This is a genomic window from Burkholderia sp. APQ4-4ca, assembly GCF_057837105.1.
In genome coordinates this window covers 17634-40010 of record NZ_JBYQCG010000234.1, presented here as the reverse complement: position 1 = coordinate 40010, position 22377 = coordinate 17634, and the positions used below count along the sequence as shown (strand labels likewise).

General features: G+C 69.6%; 20 protein-coding genes and 1 pseudogene. 13 read left to right on the top strand and 8 right to left on the bottom strand.

Annotated features, from left to right (window positions below; translation table 11 throughout):
- Window positions 1-257: 257 nt before the first annotated feature.
- On the bottom strand, window positions 258-530 hold the full coding sequence (locus AC3IFE_RS29230) for a ubiquitin carboxyl-terminal hydrolase 14 (RefSeq protein WP_089471115.1): 273 nt from the start codon (window positions 528-530) through the stop codon (window positions 258-260).
- A gap of 226 nt (window positions 531-756) precedes the next feature.
- Between AC3IFE_RS29230 and AC3IFE_RS29225 the strand changes: the two genes are divergently transcribed.
- On the top strand, window positions 757-2028 hold the full coding sequence (locus AC3IFE_RS29225; RefSeq protein WP_089471116.1) for an NAD(P)/FAD-dependent oxidoreductase: 1272 nt from the start codon (window positions 757-759) through the stop codon (window positions 2026-2028).
- Window positions 2029-2055: 27 nt separating this feature from the next.
- On the opposite strand, the gene AC3IFE_RS29220 is transcribed toward AC3IFE_RS29225, so the two are convergent.
- Entirely contained in the window at window positions 2056-3504 is a 1449-nt protein-coding gene (locus AC3IFE_RS29220; RefSeq protein WP_489193649.1) for an efflux transporter outer membrane subunit, read from the bottom strand.
- A complete protein-coding gene (locus AC3IFE_RS29215; protein WP_489193647.1) occupies window positions 3501-4529 on the bottom strand; it encodes an HlyD family secretion protein in 1029 nt (342 codons plus the stop codon). Before AC3IFE_RS29215 ends, AC3IFE_RS29220 begins: the two co-directional genes overlap by 4 nt.
- Window positions 4530-4612: 83 nt before the next feature.
- Between AC3IFE_RS29215 and AC3IFE_RS29210 the strand changes: the two genes are divergently transcribed.
- Complete coding sequence (locus AC3IFE_RS29210) at window positions 4613-6193, top strand: MFS transporter (RefSeq protein ID WP_489193645.1); 1581 nt, start codon at window positions 4613-4615, stop codon at window positions 6191-6193.
- A 100-nt stretch (window positions 6194-6293) separates the two neighbouring features.
- Here AC3IFE_RS29210 and AC3IFE_RS29205 read toward each other — a convergent pair whose 3' ends face one another.
- Window positions 6294-7115: an alpha/beta fold hydrolase gene (locus AC3IFE_RS29205; protein WP_489193644.1), complete on the bottom strand. Its 822-nt coding sequence runs from the start codon at window positions 7113-7115 to the stop codon at window positions 6294-6296.
- Here AC3IFE_RS29205 and AC3IFE_RS29200 point away from each other — a divergent pair.
- The 6 genes from AC3IFE_RS29200 to AC3IFE_RS29175 all read left to right on the top strand — a co-directional run bounded on the left by AC3IFE_RS29200 (window position 7096) and on the right by AC3IFE_RS29175 (window position 13453).
- A complete protein-coding gene (locus AC3IFE_RS29200; protein WP_301736813.1) occupies window positions 7096-7515 on the top strand; it encodes a hypothetical protein in 420 nt (139 codons plus the stop codon). The two genes, AC3IFE_RS29205 and AC3IFE_RS29200, sit on opposite strands and share 20 nt — an antisense overlap.
- A gap of 125 nt (window positions 7516-7640) precedes the next feature.
- A complete protein-coding gene (locus AC3IFE_RS29195) occupies window positions 7641-8072 on the top strand; it encodes a DUF3331 domain-containing protein (protein WP_301736814.1) in 432 nt (143 codons plus the stop codon).
- A 64-nt stretch (window positions 8073-8136) separates the two neighbouring features.
- Window positions 8137-8958 carry an alpha/beta fold hydrolase gene (locus tag AC3IFE_RS29190; RefSeq protein WP_301736816.1) on the top strand — a complete coding sequence of 274 codons (822 nt, stop codon included), beginning with the start codon at window positions 8137-8139 and terminating at the stop codon, window positions 8956-8958.
- A 434-nt stretch (window positions 8959-9392) separates the two neighbouring features.
- The gene (locus tag AC3IFE_RS29185; protein WP_301736817.1) at window positions 9393-11204 is read left to right on the top strand and encodes an ATP-binding protein; all 1812 of its coding nucleotides are present in this window, start codon (window positions 9393-9395) and stop codon (window positions 11202-11204) included.
- Window positions 11205-11434: 230 nt separating this feature from the next.
- Entirely contained in the window at window positions 11435-11854 is a 420-nt protein-coding gene (locus AC3IFE_RS29180; protein ID WP_089471123.1) for a DoxX family protein, read from the top strand.
- Between the two features lie 111 nt (window positions 11855-11965).
- Window positions 11966-13453 carry a mechanosensitive ion channel family protein gene (locus AC3IFE_RS29175; protein ID WP_301736818.1) on the top strand — a complete coding sequence of 496 codons (1488 nt, stop codon included), beginning with the start codon at window positions 11966-11968 and terminating at the stop codon, window positions 13451-13453.
- A 145-nt stretch (window positions 13454-13598) separates the two neighbouring features.
- Here AC3IFE_RS29175 and AC3IFE_RS29170 read toward each other — a convergent pair whose 3' ends face one another.
- A complete protein-coding gene (locus AC3IFE_RS29170; RefSeq protein ID WP_089471125.1) occupies window positions 13599-14507 on the bottom strand; it encodes a LysR family transcriptional regulator in 909 nt (302 codons plus the stop codon).
- On the opposite strand from AC3IFE_RS29170, the gene AC3IFE_RS29165 reads away from it, so the two are divergent.
- Both AC3IFE_RS29165 and AC3IFE_RS29160 read left to right on the top strand, forming a co-directional pair.
- Window positions 14495-15532 carry a helix-turn-helix transcriptional regulator gene (locus AC3IFE_RS29165; RefSeq protein WP_489193640.1) on the top strand — a complete coding sequence of 346 codons (1038 nt, stop codon included), beginning with the start codon at window positions 14495-14497 and terminating at the stop codon, window positions 15530-15532. The two genes, AC3IFE_RS29170 and AC3IFE_RS29165, sit on opposite strands and share 13 nt — an antisense overlap.
- A gap of 103 nt (window positions 15533-15635) precedes the next feature.
- On the top strand, window positions 15636-16799 hold the full coding sequence (locus AC3IFE_RS29160) for an aldose epimerase family protein (RefSeq protein ID WP_489193638.1): 1164 nt from the start codon (window positions 15636-15638) through the stop codon (window positions 16797-16799).
- Between the two features lie 27 nt (window positions 16800-16826).
- Here AC3IFE_RS29160 and AC3IFE_RS29155 read toward each other — a convergent pair.
- Both AC3IFE_RS29155 and AC3IFE_RS29150 read right to left on the bottom strand, forming a co-directional pair.
- Window positions 16827-17686, bottom strand: a pseudogene (locus AC3IFE_RS29155) (PhzF family phenazine biosynthesis protein).
- A gap of 16 nt (window positions 17687-17702) precedes the next feature.
- On the bottom strand, window positions 17703-18521 hold the full coding sequence (locus AC3IFE_RS29150; RefSeq protein WP_301736820.1) for a TrmB family transcriptional regulator: 819 nt from the start codon (window positions 18519-18521) through the stop codon (window positions 17703-17705).
- 134 nt (window positions 18522-18655) lie between these two features.
- Here AC3IFE_RS29150 and AC3IFE_RS29145 point away from each other — a divergent pair, with 134 nt between their 5' ends.
- Together AC3IFE_RS29145 and AC3IFE_RS29140 are read left to right on the top strand one after the other, a co-directional pair.
- On the top strand, window positions 18656-19021 hold the full coding sequence (locus AC3IFE_RS29145) for a RidA family protein (protein ID WP_089471129.1): 366 nt from the start codon (window positions 18656-18658) through the stop codon (window positions 19019-19021).
- Window positions 19018-20223: an MFS transporter gene (locus AC3IFE_RS29140; RefSeq protein WP_489193635.1), complete on the top strand. Its 1206-nt coding sequence runs from the start codon at window positions 19018-19020 to the stop codon at window positions 20221-20223. The genes AC3IFE_RS29145 and AC3IFE_RS29140 overlap by 4 nt, the downstream gene beginning before the upstream one ends.
- 221 nt (window positions 20224-20444) lie before the next feature.
- Here AC3IFE_RS29140 and AC3IFE_RS29135 read toward each other — a convergent pair whose 3' ends face one another.
- On the bottom strand, window positions 20445-21416 hold the full coding sequence (locus AC3IFE_RS29135; RefSeq protein ID WP_489193633.1) for an AraC family transcriptional regulator: 972 nt from the start codon (window positions 21414-21416) through the stop codon (window positions 20445-20447).
- Between the two features lie 94 nt (window positions 21417-21510).
- Here AC3IFE_RS29135 and AC3IFE_RS29130 point away from each other — a divergent pair, with 94 nt between their 5' ends.
- Window positions 21511-22344: an oxidoreductase gene (locus tag AC3IFE_RS29130; protein ID WP_489193631.1), complete on the top strand. Its 834-nt coding sequence runs from the start codon at window positions 21511-21513 to the stop codon at window positions 22342-22344.
- Window positions 22345-22377: the final 33 nt, after the last annotated feature.

Below are 22377 nucleotides of genomic sequence, written 5' to 3'. Positions count from 1 at the left end.
GCCGCGCGGGGTCGTCCGATGCGGCCGCGAGCGTGTTGCCGAGCGGCGGTGATTGGCGGCGGGGATCATGTTTTTACTCCAGCAGTCGATAACGGGCGCAAGCGCCGTTCTGCGCGGCGGCTCATGAACGGCAGTCTACGCAGAGGCCGCGACCCTTGCCTGAAACGGCGCTGAAACGTTCTGAACGGTGTCCGGCGCCGGATCGGCCGGGGGGCCGATCACGGGCGCGCCGTGTCGCGGCGGCCCCGCGCGTCGCGTCACGAGGGCATCTCGCCGGCGACGACTTCGTCCGCGTAGCACCAGATCCAGCGCTCGCCGGGCTCGATCGAGCGGACGAGCCGGTGACCGGTTTCGCGGAAATGCCGGCTCGCGTGGCGATTCGGCGACGAGTCGCAGCAGCCGACGTGCCCGCAGATCAGGCACATCCGCAAATGCACCCAGCGGCTGCCCGATTTGACGCATTCCTCACAGTAGTCCTTGTCCGTGTCGAACACGCGTGCTTCGTCGAGATGCGTACAGGCGTTGGCCATCTTGCGCTCCGATGCCGGCGCGGGAGCGACGCTTGCGGCGTGGCCGGCACGCGGCCGCAAGCGGAAGGGATACGCGGCATTGTGCAGCGTCGCGTCGCGGCCCGACCTTAATTGTCATGAAGCGGCCCGCGCGGCGCGCACCGGCGGCGTACAGTCGCGAATGCGTCCGGCCACGCCGCGGCATCGGCCGGACCGCATTCGACATCGACTTCATCGGGAGGCGCTCATGGATCAACCGCAACACGTGCGAATCGTCGGCCTGCCGCGCAGCAGGGACGCGTACGCGATCCGCGATTTCCTGCAGCGGCGCATGATCGCGTACGACTGGTGCGAGCTGACATCCGACGCCGATTGTGCACAGATGCTCGGCATCGCGCCGCTGCGCGACGTCCGGCTGCCGGTCGTGATCTTTCCGGACGGCTCGCGCCTGTACCAGCCGACGCTGGCCGAGATCGCCGCGCGGCTCGGCTGGGTCGCGCGCCCGCGCTTCGTCGAATACGACGTATCGATCTACGGCGCGGGGCCGGCCGGGCTGTCGGCGGCGGTCTACGCGGCGTCCGAAGGGCTGCGCGCGGTGGTGATCGAGCGCGGCGCGATCGGCGGGCAGGCCGGCACGAGTTCGCTGATCGAGAACTACATGGGCTTCCCCGACGGCATCCCGGGCGCGGAGCTCGCGGAACGCGCGCGCGAGCAGGCGGTGAAGTTCGGCGTCGAGCTGCTGACGATGCGCGAGGGCGTGCATGCGACGTTCGTCGACGGCAAGATCCGCGTCGAGCTCGCCGACGGGTCGATCCTGGTCGCGCGCGCGAACATCTGCGCGACCGGCATCGAATATCGCAGCCTCGGGCTGCCCGAGGAGCCGGCGTTTCTCAATGCGGGGCTGTTCTACGGCGCCGGGTCGAGCGAAGCGCCGATGTGCGCGGGCGAGCAGGTGTTCATCGTCGGCGGCGGCAATTCGGCCGGCCAAGCCGCGATGAATTTCGCGCGGCATGCGCGCCAGGTGACGATGCTCGTGCGCGGGGCGTCGCTCGCCGACACGCTGTCGCGCTACCTGATCGACCGGATCGAGCGCACGCCGAACATCGAGGTCCGCTACCGGTCGAGCGTCGCCGCGCTGCACGGCGACGGCTGGCTCGACGCGATCGAGCTTCGCTCGGCGGACGGCACGCTCGAACGGCTGCCGGCCACGCGCCTGTTCGTGTGCATCGGCGGCGCGCCGAATACCGACTGGGCGAAGGACACCGACATCATCCGCAATCCCGACGGTTATCTCGTGACCGGCGGCGACCTGTACGACTGTCCGGCGTTCGAGCGCGTATGGCCGCTCGAGCGTCGGCCGTACCACCTCGAAACCAGCGTGCCGGGATCGTTCGCGGCCGGCGACGTGCGATCGGGATCGGTCAAGCGCGTCGCGTCGGCGGTCGGCGAAGGCGCGATGGCCGTGACCTTCGTGCACCGGTTTCTCGGCGAGGATGCGCATCGGCTCGCGCTCGCGTGACGCGCTCGCGCGGGCCGTTCGATCCATTCATCGCGCGTCGGCCTGCGTCGTGTCGCGCAGCCCGTCCCGCCATCCATCCCGACCCGCGCGCACCGGCGGCGTCCACCCGCCGCCCAACGCGCGCACGAGGCTCACCGTCGCGACGGCCAGCGCCTGCCGGCTGTGAATCAGTTGGCGCCGCGCATTCAGCGCATCGCGATCGGCGTCGATCACTTCCAGGTAGCTGACGTAACCGTGCGCGTAACGGCTCAGCGACAGCCGCGCCGCGGCGTCCGTCGCGTGCGCCGCGCGGTCGTAGCGCACGATCCGCTCCTTTTGCGCGGCGATGTCGTTGAGCGCATCCTGCACGTCGCGCAACGCAGCGATCGCGGTCGCGCGATAGTTGGCGTCGGCGACGTTCGTGCCGGCTCGCGCGGCGGCCACCGCGGCGTCGCGCTTGCCGCCGTCGAACAGCGTCAGCGCGACGTTCGCGCCGAGACTCCACAGCGAGCTGTTGCGATCGAGAAACGAGCGCAGGTCGCGGGTGGCGAAACCGCCGTCGGCGGTCAGCGTCAGCGTCGGCAGCCACGCGGTGCGGGCGATGCCCAGCTCGAGCGACGCCGCGTCGGCGCGCCGGGCCGCCGCGAATACGTCCGGGCGTTGGGCGAGCAGCACGGACGGCAGCCCGGCCGGCACCTCCGGCACCTGCACGGGCACGGCGGCCGAGCCGACGTCGAACGCGGTCGGCGACACGCCGGTCAGCACCGCGATGGCGTCGACGAGGTTCTCGCGCAGCCGGCGGCTCTCCGCGAGATCGGCATGCGCGGTATCGAGATCGGCCGACGCGCGCAGCCCGTCGAGATCGCTCGCCGCGCCGGCCCGCACGCGGGCGGCGATCACGTCGAGCGCGGTGCGCCGCAACCCGATCGCGCGCGTGAGCGTCACGAGATCGTCGTCGACGTAGCGCAGCGTCAGGTAGTCGACGGCCACTTCGGTCGCTACCCGCAGACGCAGCGCATCGCGGTCGGCCGCCGCCTGCAGCACGTTCTGTTCGCCGACGTCGGCATCGCCGCGCAAGCGGCCCCATAGATCGACTTCGTAGCTCGCGGCGACGGGCACCGACCAGTTGTGCATCGTGCGCTTCGGCAGCGCGTTGTCGACCGTGCCGGATACGCGCGAGCGGCTGAACGACGGGTCGACGCGCACCGTCGGCGCCAGCGCGGCCTCGCGCACGCCGAGCAGCGCCTGCGCCTGATCGACGCGCGCGGCCGCCGCGCGGATATCGAAGTTGTGCGCGAGCGCGGCGTCGACGAGGCGGCCGAGCCGCGGGTCGCCGAACCAGGCGGGCCATGCCGCGAGCGACGGCGCATGCGCATCGGCCGACGGATCGGCATGACGGAACCCGTCGCGCCCGACCGGCACGGGCGCGAGCGGCTGCGGCGCGATCGAGCAGGCGGCCAGCAGGCTCGCGGCGAGCAGGGCGAAGGCGCGCTTCATTGCGCTGCGCCGCCGGGTTGCAGCGTGACGACGACCGACAGCCCGGGCCGGATGCGCGGCTCCGTCGCGGCCGGGCCGTCGAGCAGGATCTTCACGGGCACGCGCTGCGTGACCTTCGTGAAGTTGCCGGTCGCGTTGTCGGGCGGCAGCAGCGCGAACTGCGCGCCGGTCGCGGGCGACAGGCTGTCGATGTGGCCGCTGAACGCGCGCTCCGGCAGCGCATCGAAGCGCAGTTGCACGGTGTCGCCGGCGCGCACGTGCCGCAACTGCGTCTCGCGGAAATTGGCGACGATCCACGGATGCGGTTCGACCAGCGTGAGCAGCGCCTGGCCGGGCGCGACATGCTCGCCGGTCTCCACGGTCTTCTTGCCGACGTAGCCGTCCGACGGCGCGACGACCGCCGTGTAGCCGAGCTGCAGCAGCGCGTCGCGCAACTCGGCATCGTTCTGGCTCGACGCGGCGTCGGCGGCCTGGGCGGCCGCGATGGCGCTGCGCCGTTGCGCGTCGGCCGCCACGACACGCGCGCGGGCGGACTTGCGGGCGGCATCGGCCGCGTCGAACTCCTGCTTCGACAGGCCGCGCGGCGTCTCGCGGGTCAGTTCGCGGGCCCGCGCGTAATCGAGTTCGGCCTTTTCGGCATCGGCGTGCGCCGACACGAGCGCCGCGTCCGCCTGTTCGATCAGCGCGTGGGCGCGGCTCGCATCGGCATGCGCCTGGGCGACGCGTGCGCGTTGCGCGGCGACACGCACGTCGAAGTCGCGCCGGTCGATCTGCACGAGCGCGTCGCCCGCGTGCACGAACTGGTTGTCGTCCACGAGCACGCGTTCGACCGTGCCGGAAACGCGCGGCGAGATCACGTGCAGGTGGCCGGTCACGTACGCGTCGTCGGTGCCGCGATCGCGTGCGTCGAACTCGTACACGAGCAATGCGGCGAGCAGCAGCGCGATCGCGGCGATCGCGACGATGGCCGGCTTGCGGGAACGCGCGGGCACGGCGGGCGACGGCGCGGGGGAGGGTGGGGTCATGATCGGTAAACTCCGTCGTACGGGCAGGATTCGACGCACCGCGTTATGCTTGCGCCAGCTTGACAGGCGGGAGCCGCTCGACGATGAACACGACGTTCGCCACCGGCAGTGCCATGCCGGCGCCGGCCACAGGGCCGGCCTCCGACATTCCGACGTTTCGGTCGATCGCCGCGATCGCGGCCGTGCTGCTCGGCGCGATCATCGCGACGCTGACGTCGCGCATCACGTCGCTCGGGCTGGCCGACGTGCGCGGCGCGCTGGGCATCGGCTTCGACGAAGGCGCGTGGATCAACACCGCGTTTACCGCGTCGCAGATGTTCGTCGGGCCGCTCGCGATCGCGGCGGCCTTCATGTTCGGCACGCGCCGCGTGCTGGTCGCGGGCGCCGTGGTGTTTCTCGGCGCGGAAACCGTGCTGCCGCTCTGCACGCAATTCGGCGCGTTCATCGTGTGCCAGGCGATCGCGGGGCTCGCGTCCGGCGTGTTCGTGCCGCTGACGGTCGGCTTCGTCGTGCGCACGCTGCCGCCGCGGCTGATTCCGTTCGGCATCGCCGCGTATGCGATGAATCTGGAGATGTCGCTGAACCTGTCGGCCACGCTCGAAGGCTGGTACAGCGAACACCTGAGCTGGCGCTGGCTGTTCTGGCAGAACGCGGCGCTGACCGTGCCGTTCATCGCGTGCCTGATGCTGTCGCTCGCCGACGAGCCGATCAAGCGCTTCGCGTCCGGCATCGACGCGCGCGGGATGCTGCTCGGCGCGGGCGGGTTCGCGTGCCTGTGCGTCGCGCTCGACCAGGGCGAGCGGCTGTTCTGGCTGCAGTCGCCGCTGATCGTCGCGCTGCTCGTCGCCGGCATCCTGATGATCGCCGCATTCCTGATCCACGAACTCGCGTCGCCGCGCGCGGGCATCGATCTCGGCTACCTCGCGCGGCCCAACATCGCGCTGCTGATCGTGCTCGTCGGCCTCGTGCGCTTCACCGTGCTCAACACGAGCTTCATCCCGTCGCTGTTCCTCGCCAGCACGTACGGCCTGCGCCCGCTGCAGATCGGCGACACGCTGCGCTGGATCGCGATCCCGCAACTGCTGTTCGCGCCGTGTGTCGCGCTGTTGCTGCAGCGGGTCGACCCGCGCCGGCTGATCGTCGCCGGCTTCGCGATGGTGGCGATCGCATTCGCGCTCGGCTCGCGGCTCACGCCAGTGTGGGCCGAACCCGATTTCATTCCGTCGCAATTGCTGCAGGCGCTCGGCCAGACGATGGCGCTCACGTCGGTCATCGTTTTCTTCGGCCGGCACGTGACGGCCGAGCATGCGCTCACGTTCGGCGCGGTCGTGCAGACGACGCGCCTGCTGAGCGGGCAGCTCGGCACGACGTCGATCGCGGTGATTCAGCGGATCAGGGAGGCTACCCATTCGAATCTCGTCGGTCTGCATGTGTCGCTGTCGGATCCGGAAACGCTCGAACGGCTGCGGGCGGGCGCGGCGTCGCTGGTCGCGCATGGCGCCACGTTCGCGACGGGCGACCAGGCGGCCTATGCGCTCATCGACCGCGCGGTGCGCGTGCAGGCCACGACGCTCGCGCTGGCCGACAACTTCCGCGTGGCGATGGCGTTCGCGCTCGCCGGCGCGCTGCTCGGCATCCTGCTGCGCCCGGTGCGGGCGCCGTGAGCGCCGCACCGGACGATCTGAAATTTCCTGAAAAATCCTGAATGGCGCGTGTGCGGCGTCCGTCGCGGCGGCATGCGCGCCGCCGCGACGGACGGTGCGCTTACGCCTGCAGGAACGCGAGCAATTCGGCGTTGATGCGATCGGCGCTCACGACGCACATCCCGTGCGAGCCGCCCTCGATCACCTTCAACACCGCGTGCTTGACGATCTTCGACGACAGGCGGGCCGAATCGTCGATCGGCACGATCTGGTCGTCGTCGCCGTGCAGCACGAGCGTCGGCACGTCGAACTTCTTCAGGTCCTCGGTGTAGTCGACTTCCGAGAACTCCTTCACGCACAGGTACTGGCCGTGGATGCCGCCCATCATCCCCTGCGACCAGAACGCGTCGATCGTGCCCTGCGACACCTTCGCGTTCGGGCGATTGAAGCCGAAGAACGGCACGGCGAGATCCTTGTAGAACTGCGAACGGTTCTCCGCGACGTTCTTGCGGATGCCGTCGAACACGTCCATCGGCAGGCCGCCCGGATTGGTCGGCGACTTCACCATCTGCGGCGGCACCGCGCCGATCAGCACGGCCTTCGCCACGCGCTTCGTGCCGTGACGGCCGATATAGCGCGCGACTTCGCCGCCGCCGGTGGAGTGCCCGACGAGCGTGGCTTCGCGCACGTCGAGCGCGTCGAGCAGCGCGGCGAGATCGTCCGCATACGTGTTCATGTCGTTGCCGCGCGACGGCTGGCTCGAACGGCCGTGGCCGCGGCGGTCGTGCGCGATCACGCGATAGCCGCGCTGCACGAGGAACAGCATCTGCGCATCCCACGCGTCCGCGCACAGCGGCCAGCCGTGCGAGAACACGACCGGGCGGCCGCTACCCCAGTCCTTGAAGTAGATCTGCGTGCCGTCCTTGGTGGTGATCGTGTTCATCGTCTGCGTTCCTGCATGGGCTGAAGAGGGGCTGGGGGACGGCGTGCCGGCGGCGGCCGCCATCGCGGGCAGCGCGGCTGCGGCAACGGCCGTCGCGCCGGCGAGCAGCATGTCGCGGCGGCGGGCCGACGCAACGGCATCGGTCTGTTCGGGGTGCATCTGGACTCCTGAGGTATGCGGCGGCGAGGCCGCCCGGGACGGTGGTTCGATGGCGGCCGGCCGCGGCCATCCCGCCCGGCAGCCGTCCGGCGTGCGCCGCCGCGCGTCGACTGGCGCGCGCGGACGAACGAAAGCCGTCGGGAGCGTATCCCGGCGCGGCGCCCGCCGTACTGAAATCCGGCTGAATTTTCTTGAACGCCGCGGCGGCGCGCGCGGATTTGCCGCGCTGCAGAAAAATTAAGCGCGGGACCGGGACTCTTCAGCGCACGGCGGCTATCGTCAACATCGGGTCACCGGCACACGTTGCGCGCCACGCGCACGGGCCGGCGGGCCCGCTCCGCCCGTCACCTGCCTGGATATGCCGCCATGGACGCCTTCAATCGCTGGGAGCACATGATCACGTCGCTCGGACCGTTGCCCGTCGCGGGCGTCCGGCTGCTGCCGATGCCGCGCACGCGGGAGACGGACGGCTCGCGTCACCCGCATCGCGACGAGGCGCCGATGCCGTCGAGCGGCGACGTGCGCCGCCGCAGCGCGATCGTCGCCGTCGAGCGGCAGACCGATTCGTCGATGCTGGTGTCGTGGAGCGATCCGACGCGCTGCCGCTACGACGAACAACGCTGGATCTGCGCGAAGGCGCGCAGGCTGGCGCGCTGCGCGCTCACCGGGCAGCCGATCCGGATCGGCGACGCGATCTACAAACCGCAGTGGCGCGGCGAGAAACGCCCCGCGAATTGCCGCGAGATGGTGCTCGCGACGGCGCTCGAACAGTTCGTCGCGCGGCCGTCGCGGGCATGACGCGCCGCGCCGCACGCGTCGGCCGCGTTCGCGGCCGCGGCGTCCCGATGCGAAAGGAACCCTCATGAGCACATTCACCACCCGCGACGGCGTGTCGATTCACTACAAGGACTGGGGCAGCGGCCGCCCGGTCGTGTTCGTTCACGGCTGGCCGCTGAACGCCGACATGTGGGACGTGCAGATGCATCATCTCGCGTCGCACGGCCTGCGCTGCATCGCGTACGACCGGCGCGGCTTCGGGCGGTCCGGTCAACCGTGGAGCGGATACGACTACGACACGCTCGCCGACGATCTCGCCACGCTGCTCGAGACGCTCGACCTGCATGACGTGACGCTCGTCGGCTTTTCGATGGGCGGCGGCGAGGTGGCGCGCTACATTGGCCGGCACGGCACGCGCCGCATCGCGAAGGCGGTGCTGATCGGCTCGGTGACGCCGCTCGTCGCGCGCCGCGACGATCATCCGGAGGGCGTGGACGTCGCGGTATTCGACGGCATGCGCGCGGGCATCGTGGCCGATCGCGCGGCGTTTTTCGACGGCTTCTGGCCGCTCTTTACCGGTTCGAACCGCGACGGCTCGACGGTGTCGCGCGCGGCGCTCGGCTGGACGTCGTTCATGGCGCTGCAGGGCGGGCTGAAGGGCACGCTCGATTGCGTCCGCGCGTTTTCCGAAACCGATTTCCGTGCCGATCTGCAACGATTCGACGTACCGACGCGGGTGATTCATGGCGACGACGACCAGACGGCGCCGCTCGCGCTGACCGGCGCCGCCACGGCGAAACGCGTGCTGCATGCGACGCTGAGCGTCTACGAAGGCGGCCCGCACGCGCTCTACCTGACGCACGCGGCCAGGCTGAACGACGAGCTGCTGGCGTTCGCGCGGGCCTGAGCCCGCGATGCCGGCCGGTGGCGGCGCGAGGCCGCGGGCGCGCCCGCGCCGCGCGGCGAATCGCGCCGCAAACGCGGGCAAACGAGCCGGCGGATAGTCGGCCGGCGCAATAGAGGCGCCTGAAAATAAACCGGCCGGTCAATCAAAACGAAAATGCGCGCATGGCGCCAGTCGAAAAACATTTCGTCTGATATAACGAAGTCGTATTCATCGGCGCATCCACGATTTGCACATGAAACGTGCGCGGCCTTGTCGCCTTTCGGTGCGGGGTTCAAAGCAGCGTGTCGCGGCGGCGTTTTTCGTCATTTCAAAAAAATCGTGCCGTTCATTCTGATAATTTGAATCATTCGGCCATGCAAATACCGTAGCATTGACACCGAACCGGCCCCCGATTTCAGTGGGGCGCCGTTGAATGTCACCCTCAAGAAATTCTCATGATCCGGATTGGAACACTTCACGTTTTTCTCGACAGACGTGAAATTCGTTCGAACGGCAAGCTGCTGCGCATCGGCAGCCGCGCATTCGAAATTCTCGAGCTGTTGATTCGGGCGAACGGTGCGCTGGTATCGAAAGACGACATCATGCAGCGCGTATGGCCGCACACCGTGGTCGAGGAAAACAACCTGCAGGTGCACATCGCTTCGCTGCGCAAGGCGCTGGCCGGCGACCGGAACCTGATCGTGACGGTGCCCGGCCGCGGCTACCGGCTGGTCGTCGGGCAGGACGACGGCGACGCGCCCGTGCGTCCCGCGACGTGGCGGCCGTCCGCTGCGCCGAGTGCGTTGTTCGGCCGCGAACAGACGGTCGCCGACGTGCTGGCCGCGCTGCAGGGCGCGCGCGTCGTGACGCTGGTCGGCGCGGGCGGCATCGGCAAGACGCGGGTCGCGATCGAAGCGGCGGCGCGCGCCGACGCCCGCTTTCCGGAAGGCAGCGTATTCGTTTCGCTCGCCACAGTCGCGTGTCCGCGCTTCGTGCCGGACGCGCTCGCCGGCGCGTTCGGCATCACGCAGCCGATCGGGTCGCTGACGCTCGAAGCGGTGCTCGCCAGCGTCGCGCGTCGCCGGATGCTGCTCGTGCTCGACAATTGCGAGCACCTGCTCGACGCCGCCGCGCAGATCGCGAGCGCGCTCACCGATGCGGACGACGGGCTGTGCGTGCTCGCGACGAGCCGGGAATCGCTGCGCATCCACGGCGAGCGCGTGTGCCCGGTGCCGCCGCTCGACGTGCCCGACGAAGGGGCCGGCGAACACGAGGCGATGCGCGCGAGCGCGGTGCAGTTGTTCGCGGCGCGTGCGCGCGCGGCCGATCCGCGTTTTCCGCTCGATGCACGCAGCGTGGCGTTGATGGCGTCGGTCTGTCGCCGCCTCGACGGCCTGCCGCTCGCGATCGAGCTGGCCGCGGCCCGCGCCGCCGTGCTGGGCATCGACGTGCTGGCCGCCCATCTCGACGATCACTTTCGGCTGCTGACCGGCGGTTTCCGCACCGCGTTGCCGCGCCATCAGACGCTGCAGGCGATGTACGACTGGAGCTACCGGTTGCTCGGGGAGGCCGAGCGCCTGCTGCTGCGATGGCTCGGCGTGTTTCGCGACGGCTTCTCGATCGAGGCCGTGCGCGAGGTCGTCGGCGCCAACGGGCTGGCCGGCGCCGACCTGCTCGATACGATCGCCGGCCTCGTGTCGAAGTCGCTGCTGATCCTCGAGACCGCGCACGGAGCGCCGCGCTACCGGCTGTTGACGACCACGCGGGCCTACGCGCAACAGCAGCTCGACAGTCACGGCGAGGCGGCGGCCGCCGCGCGCGCGCATGCGACCTACTTCCTCGCGTTGTTCCGGCGCGCGGCCCACGATGGCGACGAGTCGCGCAGCGAGGCCGGCAGCACGACCCGGCTCGATGCGGTCCGGCGCGAGCTCGGCAATCTGCGTGCCGCGCTCGACTGGGCGTTTTCGGCGCAGGGCGACGCGGCGCTCGGCATCGCGCTCGCGGCCCTCGCGGTGCCTTGCCTGTTCGACCTGTCGCTCGTCGACGAATGCCGCGAGCGGGCGCGCGTCGCGCTCGATGCGATGCGCGACGCGGACGCAGGCGCGGCGCCCGTGTCCGACGATGCGCGCGTGCGGCTGCTGGCCGCGTATGCGGCCGCGCTCGCGCATACGGCAGGCTCGACGCAGGCCGTGCACGATGCGTGGTCGGAAGTGCACGGGCTCGGGCTCGATGCGGCCGAGGCCGAGCTGCCGTCGCGCGAGTCGTGACGCCGGGTTCGTCGCGCGTCTCGATGCTTCAGAACGATTCAGCCCCGTTACAGGACGGCGGCAGGCCGCGCGCGTAGATTGCGTGAACGGAGGGCGCCGGCACCCCGTCGGCACGCGTGCGAGCCGACCCCGTGCGCCCGCCGGCATCGCGCGACATCACTGAACGCCGGCGCGGCGAAACGCCCGGCGTGCACGTCGTCGCGCGTCCCGCTCAATCGACGAACCTCCGCATGAAACCTGACCCGTCCGACCTTTCCCGTCGCGCGACCGATTTCGGCCTGCTGTTCCTGCGTGTCGCCGCCAGCGTGCTGCTGCTCGTGGTGCACGGCTTGCCGAAGGTCGTCCATTACACGGCCGAAGCCGCGGCCATCGAGGATCCGTTCCATCTCGGCCGCACGCTGTCGATCCTGTTCGCGATCTTCGCGGAGGTCGTGTGCCCGATCTTCATGATCGTCGGTCTGTTCCCGAGGCTGGCGGCGCTGCCGGTGATGATCGTCACGCTCGTCGCGCTGGTGTTCGTCCACCCCGACTGGCCGCTGCGCGACGCGCAGTTCGCGTGGATGCTGCTGATCCTGTTCGGCACGATCGCGATCGCGGGCCCCGGCCGCTATGTGTTGCCGTTGCCGGGCGTCGTGCGTCGGCGTAGCTAGCCGCAACCGGCGCGTCGGCGGCGCGCCCGCCATGTATCCGCCGGTTCCGTGCCCGCAGCGACCTGCGTGCTGGCGCTTCCACTCTTTCGCGCGCCGCGCTGGCGATCCGACATGTTGAATTTCTCCGATACGGCGATCTACGGCGCGCCGATCGTGCTGGCCGACCTCGCCGCGTGGCGGCTGCTCGGGCACGATCGCCCCGTGGCGCGCGCCATCCGGCGCTGCGCGGCGTTCGCCGCGCTGAGCGCCGTGCTGTTCGCGACCGGCGTCAGCCCGCTCGCCGTTCCCGCGTCGCTCGGCGGGCTCGACCGGATCGTGGTCCAGGCCGTGTGCATCGCGTGGTGGCTCCAGTGCGCGATCGTGTTCAGCCTGCTGCTCAATCATCTGCTGCTGCCGCGTGCGTGGCATAGCCAGCGGCTCTTTCACGACATCGCCGCGGGCATCGTGTTCGGCGCGGCCGCGGTGGCCGCGCTGGGCTACGTGCTCGGCCTGCCGTTGAGCGGCCTGGTCGCGACCTCCGGCGCCGTCGCGGTGATCCTCGGTCTCGCGCTCCAGAACACGCTGAACGACGTGTTCTCCGGGCTCGTGCTGAACACCACGCAGCCGTTTCGGCTCGACGACACGGTGTCGATCGGCGAACTCGAAGGGCGGATCGTCGAAAGCAACTGGCGTTCGACGAAGCTGATCGACAGCCTCGGCAACCTGGTCGTCGTGCCGAACAGCGCGGCGGCGCGCGCCACCATCGTGAACCTCAGCGAGCCGGCCGGCCTGCACGGCGTCACGCTCGCGCTCGACCTCGATCCCGCGGTGCGGCCGGCCGTCGCCGTCGGCGCACTGGAGCGGGCCGCGGCGAGTTCGCTCGACGTGCTCGCGCGCCCCGCGCCGATCGCCGTCGTGAAGGCGTTCCGCGCGAACGCGATCCAGTACGAACTCGTCTGCTACGTCGACGCGCTGCAGAAGAAAACGACCGTGCGCAACGCGCTCTACGATCTCGCGCATCGGCATCTGGCCGCGGCGGGCGTCGCGTGGCGGCCGCTCGCGGGGCCGGCGCCGGCGTCCGCATCGTCGTCGACGTCGCAAGCGCATCCGGTATCGCGCCGGCTGCTGCTGTTGCGTGCGGTCGAACTGTTCGCGCGCGTCGACGACGACGATCTGGCCGTGCTGGCCGATGCGCTGGTCTCGCGTTCGTTCGGCAAGGGCGACGTGATCTATGCGTCGACTGCGGAGTCGCGCGTGCTGACCATCGTCGAATCGGGCGTCGCGGCGGTGTTCGTGCCGGGCGCGTCGGGCGACGTCGAAGTGCGACGGATGGCGCCGGGCGATGCGATCGGGCAGTCGGTCGTGCTCGCCGGCACGCGGCTTCACGCGACCGTCCATGCGGTGACCGCGATGACTGTGCATCAGCTTCGCAGCGAGGATCTGTCGGCACTGATCGGCAGGAAGCCGGCGCTCGGCAGGCTGATGTGCGAGTCGCTCACCGACCATATCGCGACCGAGGAAAGGATGATGATTCCCCCGGTCGAGAAGGCGCACGCGGGGTTCAGCCTGATTGGCTGGCTCGAGAAGGAAATGAAGCGGCTGCACGATTCGCTCGGCTGACGTGCGGATCGCGAGGGCCGCCAGCGCGGCCGGCGGCAGCGCGGCGAGCTGGTGGTACGCCACGCGCGCGCTGCCGGGCCGTCGGCCATCGACGACGCGGTCGCGGGTGCGACCCCGCCGTGCCGGCAGGCCGTGAACGGGTGCGTCAGTCCGGTGTCGTGAACCGCTCGACGAGATCGGGCTGGTCGAGTTGCTCGACCCACCAGTGCAGCGCGCGGCCGGCCTCGTCGCCGCGCCACGCGAGATAGCAGTGCGTGGTGTCGCGCATGCCCGTCACCTGGCGCGCGACGAGCTTGCCGTCGGCGATCGCGCGCGCCGCGATGCATTCCGGCAGCGTGCCGACCGCGAGCCCTTCGCATTGCGCTTCGAGTTTCGCGGCCAGCGTCGGGACCGCGAGGGTCGGCTGGCCCGCATCGATCGCGACCGACTGCGGCTGCAATTCGCGCGACGTATCGCTGATCACCGCGCCGCGATACCGGACGACCGACGCCATCGCCAGCGGTTCGGGCATCGATGCGAGCGGATGGGTCGGCGCGACCGCGAACACGTGTTTCAGCGAGCCGATCGGCCGCGCGACGATGCCCGGCAATTCCGGCGGTTCGCCCGCCGCGCCGACGACGAGATCGGCCCGACGCGAAATCAGCGCATCCCATGCGCCGCCGAGCACTTCGGTGGACAGCCGCAGCCGCGTGTCCATCCCGAGCGCGTAGAACCGGTGCACGTACGGCCACAGCGCGTCGAACGGCAGAATTTCATCGATGCAGACGCGCACTTCCGTTTCCCAGCCCTGTTGCGCACGCAGCGCCTTCATTTCGAGTTGCTCGGCCGCGCGCAGCAGGCGCCGGCCTTCCTCGACGACGATGCGTCCCGCATGCGTGAGCTTCGCGCGCCGTCCGCTGCGGTCGAACAGCGCCACGCCGAGATCGCTTTCGAGTTTCTGCACCAGGTAGGTCAGCGCCGACGGCACACGATGCAGCAGTTCCGCTGCTTCGGCAAAGGTTCCGGTGCGGTCGATCGCGTCCAGGGCTTCGAGCGCTTCGAATGACAGCTTCATTGCGAATTCCGGTAGAGGTGGCTGGCGCATCATACCAGTGCCGATACGGCGCGAGCAGCGTGCGTCGCCGCGATTTGCTAGAGTGGCGGGTATCGTCATTCGCCGCCCCGCATCGCCCCATGAGCGCCCCTCAGCCGGACATCGCATCGTCCGATTTCATCCCGGCCGACGTCAGGCAGACCGTCGTCACGCAAGCGTTGCCGAACGGGCAAATCGGTATCGTCCGACTTCAGAGCTTGCGCAGGAACTCGGGGCTGACCGCACCCTATGAACTCGAGAATACGGATCTGATCGTATTGCAGTTGCGTCCGTTCGGCGAACAGGGTCTGTGGCTCGACGGCCGCCCCGCACCGTTCGTCCCGTATGACGCGGGAACCGTGTCGATCTACGATCTCGACCGGCGCTGGGTGGCCGACCTCCAGGGCGCGTTCGATTGCCTGCATTTCCATCTGCCGCGCCACACGCTCGAGGAAACGGTCGACGACCTCGGCGGCCGGCAGCGGCCGCAGCTTTATCTGCCGCCGCATCTGAGCACCCACGACTCGATCATCCACGCGCTCGGCCAGTCGCTACTGCCGGCGCTGGCCCGGCCGGGCGAGGCATCGCAGATCTTCATCGATCATGTGGGGCTGGCGTTTCAGGCCCACGTCGCTCACCGTTACGGCGGCGTCGGCGAACGGCGGGAGAGATCGGGCGGCAAGCTCACGCCGTCGCAGGCCAGCCGCGCGAAGGCACTGTTGCTCGAGCACATCGACGGCAACATCGGGCTGGCCGACGTCGCGAGCGCGTGCGGGTTGTCTCGCAGCTATTTCGTCCGGGCGTTTCAGCGAACCACCGGGCTGCCGCCGCATCGCTGGCTCATCGTGCAGCGGGTCGAGCGGGCGAAGGAATGGATGCGCGACCGGAACGTGCCGTTGAGCACGATCGCCCTTGCATGCGGCTTTGCCGATCAGAGCCATTTCTCGCGAGTCTTCACGCGGTTGACCGGTGTCACACCACGCCGGTGGCGCGCGGACCATACGTGAGCGCCGCGATACGCCGGGGGCGGGGCGCGCGCATCGCAAACGCGGCGACGTGCAGGCATGCAACTTGCGGGCGAGCACGGGCTGCACGACTTCGGAGGTTTTCATGAAACGACGCTGGCCACGACGAGCGATGCTCGCGACAGGTGTGTTCGCAACGATCGGCTTTCATGCCGCCATCGCTTACGCGGCATCCGACGTGTCGATCAGCCGCGCGGATTACGGGACGACCGCGAACGGGCAGGCGGTGAGCCAGTACACGCTCGCGAACCGGCACGGCGTGACGTTGAAAGTGATCACGTACGGCGGCATCGTGACGGCGCTCGACGTGCCGGACCGCACCGGCCACGTTGCCGACATCGTGCTCGGCTTCGATTCGCTGCGCGACTACGAAACGCACAACGGCAACATCCATTTCGGCGCGCTGATCGGCCGGTATGCGAACCGCATCGCGGGCGGGCGTTTCGCGCTCGACGGCAGGATGTGGACGCTGCCGGTCAACGACGGGCCGAACACGCTGCACGGCGGTCCCGACAGTTTCGACGCGAAGGTGTGGAAGGTCACCGGCACGCACAGCGACGCGACGGGTTCGAGCGTCACGCTGCGCTACGTGAGCCCCGACGGCGAGAACGGCTTCCCCGGCACGTTGACGACGGACGTGACCTACACGCTGACCCCCGACGACCAGATCCGCATCGACTATCGCGCGACGACCGACAAGGACACCGTCGTCAACCTGACCAACCACAGCTACTTCAATCTGGCGGGGCAGGCCGGTGGCAGCGTCGAGCGGCAACTGATCGAGATCGCCGCGTCGCGCTTCACGCCGACCGACAATACGTCGATTCCGACCGGGCAACTGGCGAGCGTCGCGGGCACGCCGATGGATCTGCGCCAGTTGACGCCGATCGGCGCGCATTTGCGCGATGGGTATCCGCAGCTCGTGATCGCGCATGGCTACGATCAGAACTGGGTGCTGGACCAGGGCGGCCAGCCGGCGCCCGCGTTTGCCGCGCGTGCTTACGACCCGGCGTCCGGGCGTTTCCTCGAGCTGTACACGACGCAGCCGGGGCTGCAGTTCTATACGGCCAACGGGTTGAACGGCAGCGTCGCGGGCAAGGGCGGCACGGTGTACCGGCAAACCGACGCGTTCGCGCTGGAAGCCGAACATTTTCCCGATTCGCCGAATCATCCGGCCTTCCCGTCGACGGTGCTCAAGCCGGGCGACACGCTGCACGAAGTGACGGTGTGGCGGGTGGGCGCGCGATGATCGTCGACGCAGGCGGGCGCGCGCCGATCACACGTTGATTGTGCCGCGCCCGAGTTCGATCACGCGCCCGCCGACGCCGATTTCGCCCGCGGCATCGACCGACAACCGCAGCAGGCAAGGCCGACCGACGGCTTCGCCTTGCTCGACCCGCCACGCGGCCGGCAGATCGTGCCCGGCGGCGAGCAACCAGCCGCCCAGGTTCGCACAGGCCGATCCGGTGCCCGGGTCTTCCGATACGCCGCCGCCCTGCTTCACGAAGAAGTAGCGGGACACGACCGTCCCCGGGGCTCGGCGTCGAACGCGAATACATAGGCGGTCTTCCGGCCGAGGCTGCTTCGCGGCCAGATGTCGAGGTGCGCGCTGTCGGGCTGCGCGCGCCGCACGGCGGCCGGGCTCTTGAGCGCGACCAGCAACTGGTCGGCGCCGGTGTCGACCCATAGCGGCGGCGCGAGCAGGTCGTCCTCCGCGAGCCCGAGCAGCGCCGCGATCCGCGCATCGGGCAACGTGCACGGCGCCGTGTTCGGCATGCCGGCATGCGGCGCGATGAAGGTCCACACGTCGTCGCGCGCGGTGACGTCGACGACGCCGGCCTTGAATTCCAGCGACAGCGCATCGCCGGCCTTGAGCCGGTCGCGCACGACGTGCGCGGTGCCGAGCGTCGGATGGCCCGCGAAAGCCATCTCGTAGCCGGGCGTGAAGATGCGCACGCGTGCATGCGCCCGCTCGGACGGCAGCACGAAGGTCGTCTCCGACAGGTTGAACTGCACGGCCAGCGCCTGCATGGTCGCGTCGTCCATGCCGCGCGCATCGTCGAACACGCAAAGCGGGTTGCCGCCGAACGTCGATTCGGCGAAGACGTTCAGCAGGCGGAAGGTGTATTGGGTCATCGGGATCTCGTGCGGGTCAGCCCTGCTTGTCGATCGGTGCAAGCATCGCCTGCATGTCGGGATGCTTCAACACTTTCCGGTATTCCGCCGGACTCATCGCATCGATCAAGACGCGGCCGCTCACGTCGGCCTTGATGTACTCGACCGCGAGCAGCGCGATGACCGGATTGGTCGTCAGCGTCGCGTGGTCGGGCGACTGGTCGCCGAATTCCGCGACCACCGCCTCGGTGTCGTCCGCGACCGCGACGGCCAGCCGCCGCCCCGACAGACGAAGCCGCGCGCTGGCGCCGCATTTGGCCATGTCGTAGTGGCGCGGCCCGTTGAGCGTGCGATTGCCGTAGATCGCCACGTGCGTATCGACGCCCCGCGCCGCGGCCGCTTCGAGCAGCGGCCCGAGATCGTCGATTTCCTCGTCCCACACGCCCGCGAAGATTGCCGTTTTCGCCTGGTCGATCACGCGCGCGAATGCGCTGACGATCGCCGCGCGTCCGCTCAACGACCAGACCAGCCCCGGCTCTTGCCGCACCGGCAGCCGGTCGAGCGCGCCCGCCGCCAGTTCGAGATCCGCGTTGAAGCGCGTGCGCAATTCTTCCAGCAGCGACCGGTGCGGCACGGCTGCATAGCGGACCGGCTCGGAGCGGTTGACGAGCACCGCGCCGCGCGCCTCCAGGCGGCCGAGCGTCTCGTAGACCTTCGATGGCGGCATGCCGGCGCGCCGGCCGACTTCCGCGCCCGTCAGCGCGGCTTGTCCGACGAGCGCGGCGTACGCCTGCGCCTCGTATTGCGTAAAGCCAAGCCGGATCAATGACGTGATCAATTCCGCGTTTTCGTTCATCTGCATGGACTCGAATGGCCGTGACGTGCGTCACGGCGGTGCTTGATTAACTACCGGAGTAGTATAGAATCGATCCCGCCTACTACCGAAGTAGTAGGCGGGTTTTCCAAACCTTACCGAAGAGGATCATCAAGATGCGTCAACGGATCAGTACCGGCTCCCCGTGGGAGCCGAAGGTGGGCTATTCGCGTGCGGTCGTCGTCGACAACACGATCTACGTGTCGGGGACGGCCGGCAAAGGCGACGACGTGTATGCGCAGACACGCGATGCGTTGGCGACGCTCGGCAAGGTGCTCGCGGACAGCGGATTCGCGCTGTCGGACGTCGTCCAGAGCCGGCTGGTGGTCGCGGATTTCGACCATTGGGAAGACGCGGCACGGGCGCACGGCGAGATATACGGCGATATCCGGCCGGCGTTCTCGCTGGTCCATGCGCTGCCGTTCGTCGATCCCGGGATTCGCGTCGAGGTCGAGGCGATCGCGGTCCGGACCGCCGCATGACGGTCGCCGGCCCGCGCGCGTACCTGTCCCGCACCGCGACCGCGATGCTGGCGCTCGCGGCGGGCGTCGCGATCGCCAACGGCTATGCGCTGCAGCCGTCGCTGGCGGCGATGGCCGGCGACTTCGGCGTGCCGGCCGCGCGGATGGCGGCCCTCGCGTCCGTGACGATGCTCGGCTATCTGGCCGGCCTGGCGCTGCTGGTGCCGCTGGTCGACCGGTTCGGTGCGCGCACGCTCATTCCGGCGCAAATGAGCGTGCTTGCGATATTGCTCGCGTGCGCCTCGCGCTCGCCGACGCCGCTCGCGCTCGACGCCTGCTTCCTGTTGGTGGGCGCGGCCACGACGGTCGCGGCGCAATGCAGCGCGGTCGTCGGAAAGCACGCGGATCCGCATCGGCGCGGCGGGGCAATGGGCGCCGTCTCCGCGGGGATTTCCGCCGGCATCCTGCTGAGCCGTTTCGTCGGCGGCGCGTTGTCGCAATGGTGCGGATGGCGGGGCGCGCTGCTCGCATTGGCCGGCTGCGTGGCGCTGGCGGCCGTCGGCAGTGGCGTGCTGTTGCCCGGCGATCGCCCCGAACGGCGTTCCGGCCACGGGGCCACGATCGGCGCGATGTCGCGGCTGTTGCGCGACAGCGCCGCATTGAGGCGCCGCACCTGCGCCGGCATGCTGTGGTTCTTCGCGTTCAATCTGGTGTGGGTGGGGCTGGCGATCCGGCTGGCCGCGCCGCCGTACAACCTCGGGGCGGCCGCGATCGGCGCATACAGTCTCGCCGGCGTGCTCGGCCTGGGCGTGACGCGGGTGGCGGGCAAGCTCGCGGATCGCTTCGGCGATCGTGCGGTGATCGGTGGCGGGCTCGCGGTGGCTGCGCTTGCCACGTTGCTGCTTGGCGTGGCGTTGGGTCATCCGGGCTGGCTGGGCGTTGGGCTGGCGCTGTTCGATGCCGGTTGTTTCGCCGCGCAGGTCGCCAACCAGGCCCGTGTCGTGGCGATTCAACCGGCGCGGGCCGGTGCGTTGAACGCCGCGTACCTGACGCTGTACTACGCGGCCGGCGCCGGCGGCGCCGTGGCGGCGGGCATGCTCGTCGAACGGATCGGGTGGGGCGTGATGATGCTCGTCGCGACGGGTGCGGTGACGGTGGCCGCGTGGGTCGGGGCCGCACGCGTGAGCGTCGATGCCGCGGGCGAACCGACGTCCGCCGGGTGAAGCGGGCAAATTGTCGCGTTCCGGTTCGCTGCGCTGCCGAATGCGGAACTGGCGCGGCAATACGCGAACGGCGAACGTGCGGGCTGCTGGTATTGGGTGGATCAGCCGCGGGACATCTGAAGCGTGACCACGTTCGTCGTGAAGTCGCTGGCCGGCTTCGCGCTCGAGGCCGCGCAATGAATGCGTGCGTCGCGCTCGGGGTTCGGCGCACGCCAATCACGTCAATGCGACGACACGAATACCGCATCGTCGAACGCCTCCGGAATCGCGAAGCTTGCGCGCATGCGCTGCGCTTCCTTCGCCGGCGTCGAACCGAACAGGCGTTTGAACTCACGGCTGAACTGCGACGGGCTCGTATAGCCGACCGCGTAGCCGGCTGCTTCCGCCGTCAGGTCCTGACGCACCATCAATAACCGTGCCTGATGCAGGCGCGTCGATTTCAGATACTGCATCGGCGACACCTGCGTGATCGCCTTGAAGTGACTGTGGAAGCTCGGCACGCTCATGCCGGCTGCGTCGGCCAGCTGCGACACGTCGAGCGGCCGCGCGTAATCGGCATGGATCATGCGCAACGATCGCCCGATCCGGCCGAATTGCCCGCGCATCGCCAGCGCGCTGCGCATCGCGTTGCCCTGCGCGCCGGTCAGCACGCGGAAATACAGCTCGCGAAGCAGCGCCGGGCCGAGCACCGCGGCGTCGAGCGGCCGCTGCATCGCGTCGACGAAACGCAGCACCGACGCGTGCATCGCTTCGTCCATCGGCGTCGACATCATGCTTTTGGGCGCCTGCACGGTTTCCGCGACGCCGGCGCGATCGATCTGTGCGGCGAGTTCCGCGGCCAGCGTGAAATCGAGGTGCAGGTACAGCGCGAGCAGCGGACGCTCGGGCGTCGCGTCGGTTTCCATGCTGAACGGCACGGGCACGGAGACGGCCAGGTAATGGTGTTCGTCATACAGATAGCGCTCGCCGCCGAAGTAGCCGCGCTTCGACCCCTGGCACACGATGACGATGCCCGGGTCGTACAGCACCGGCGTGCGCGACAGCGCGCGGTTCGAGCGCAGGATGCGCACGCTCGGCAGCGCGGTCAGGTTGTAGCCTTCGTCGGGCGCCAGCGCGCGCAGCAGCGTCACCAGGCGCTTCCGGTCGCGTGGCGAAGGCGCCGGAGGCCGGGCGGAGACGGGTACGGTGCTCATAGTTTTGTGCAAGAAATTCAGTGGAATCGGGCTTATTCGACTCGGATCGTCAGACTAGTATGCACGCTTCAATCGACATTCGGGAGAAGCTCACATGGCATCCGGCAACATCATGCTCATTACCGGCGTCAGCAGCGGTTTCGGTCGCGCGCTGGCCCAGGAAGCGCTGGCCGCCGGCCACACGGTGGTCGGCACGGTGCGCAGCGCGCAGGCGGCGCGCGACTTCGAAGCGCTGTCCGCGCAGGCGGCCGTCGCGCGCGTGCTCGACGTGACCGACTTCGAGCGCATCGACGGCGTCGTCGCGGACATCGAGGCGAACGTCGGGCCCGTCGACGTGCTGGTGAACAACGCGGGTTACGGGCACGAAGGGATCATGGAGGAGGCGCCGCTCGACGAGATGCGCCGGCAGTTCGACGTGAACGTGTTCGGCGCGGTCGCGATGATGAAGGCCGTCGTGCCGTTCATGCGCGAGCGACGGCGCGGCCGCATCCTGAACATCACGTCGATGGGCGGGCACATCACGATGCCGGGCATCGCGTACTACTGCGGCAGCAAGTTCGCGCTGGAAGGCATTTCCGAAACCCTCGGCAAGGAGCTCGAGCCGTTCGGCATCGCGGTGACGGCCGTCGCGCCGGGCTCGTTCCGCACCGACTGGGCCGGCCGCTCGATGGCGCGCACGCCGCGCTCGATCGCCGACTACGACGCGCTGTTCGACCCGATCCGCCGCGCGCGCGAGGAAAAAAGCGGCAAGCAGCCGGGCGACCCCGCGAAGGCCGCGCGGGCGATGCTCGCGGTGATCGCGGCGGACCATCCGCCCGCGCACCTGCTGCTCGGCAGCGACGCGCTGCGCCTCGTGCGGAGCAAACTGGCAGCGCTGGACGACGAAATCCGCGCGTGGGAAGCCGTGACGGTGTCGACCGACGGCTGACGCGCGCGGCGTCGTTCGTTTCCTGCCGAGCGA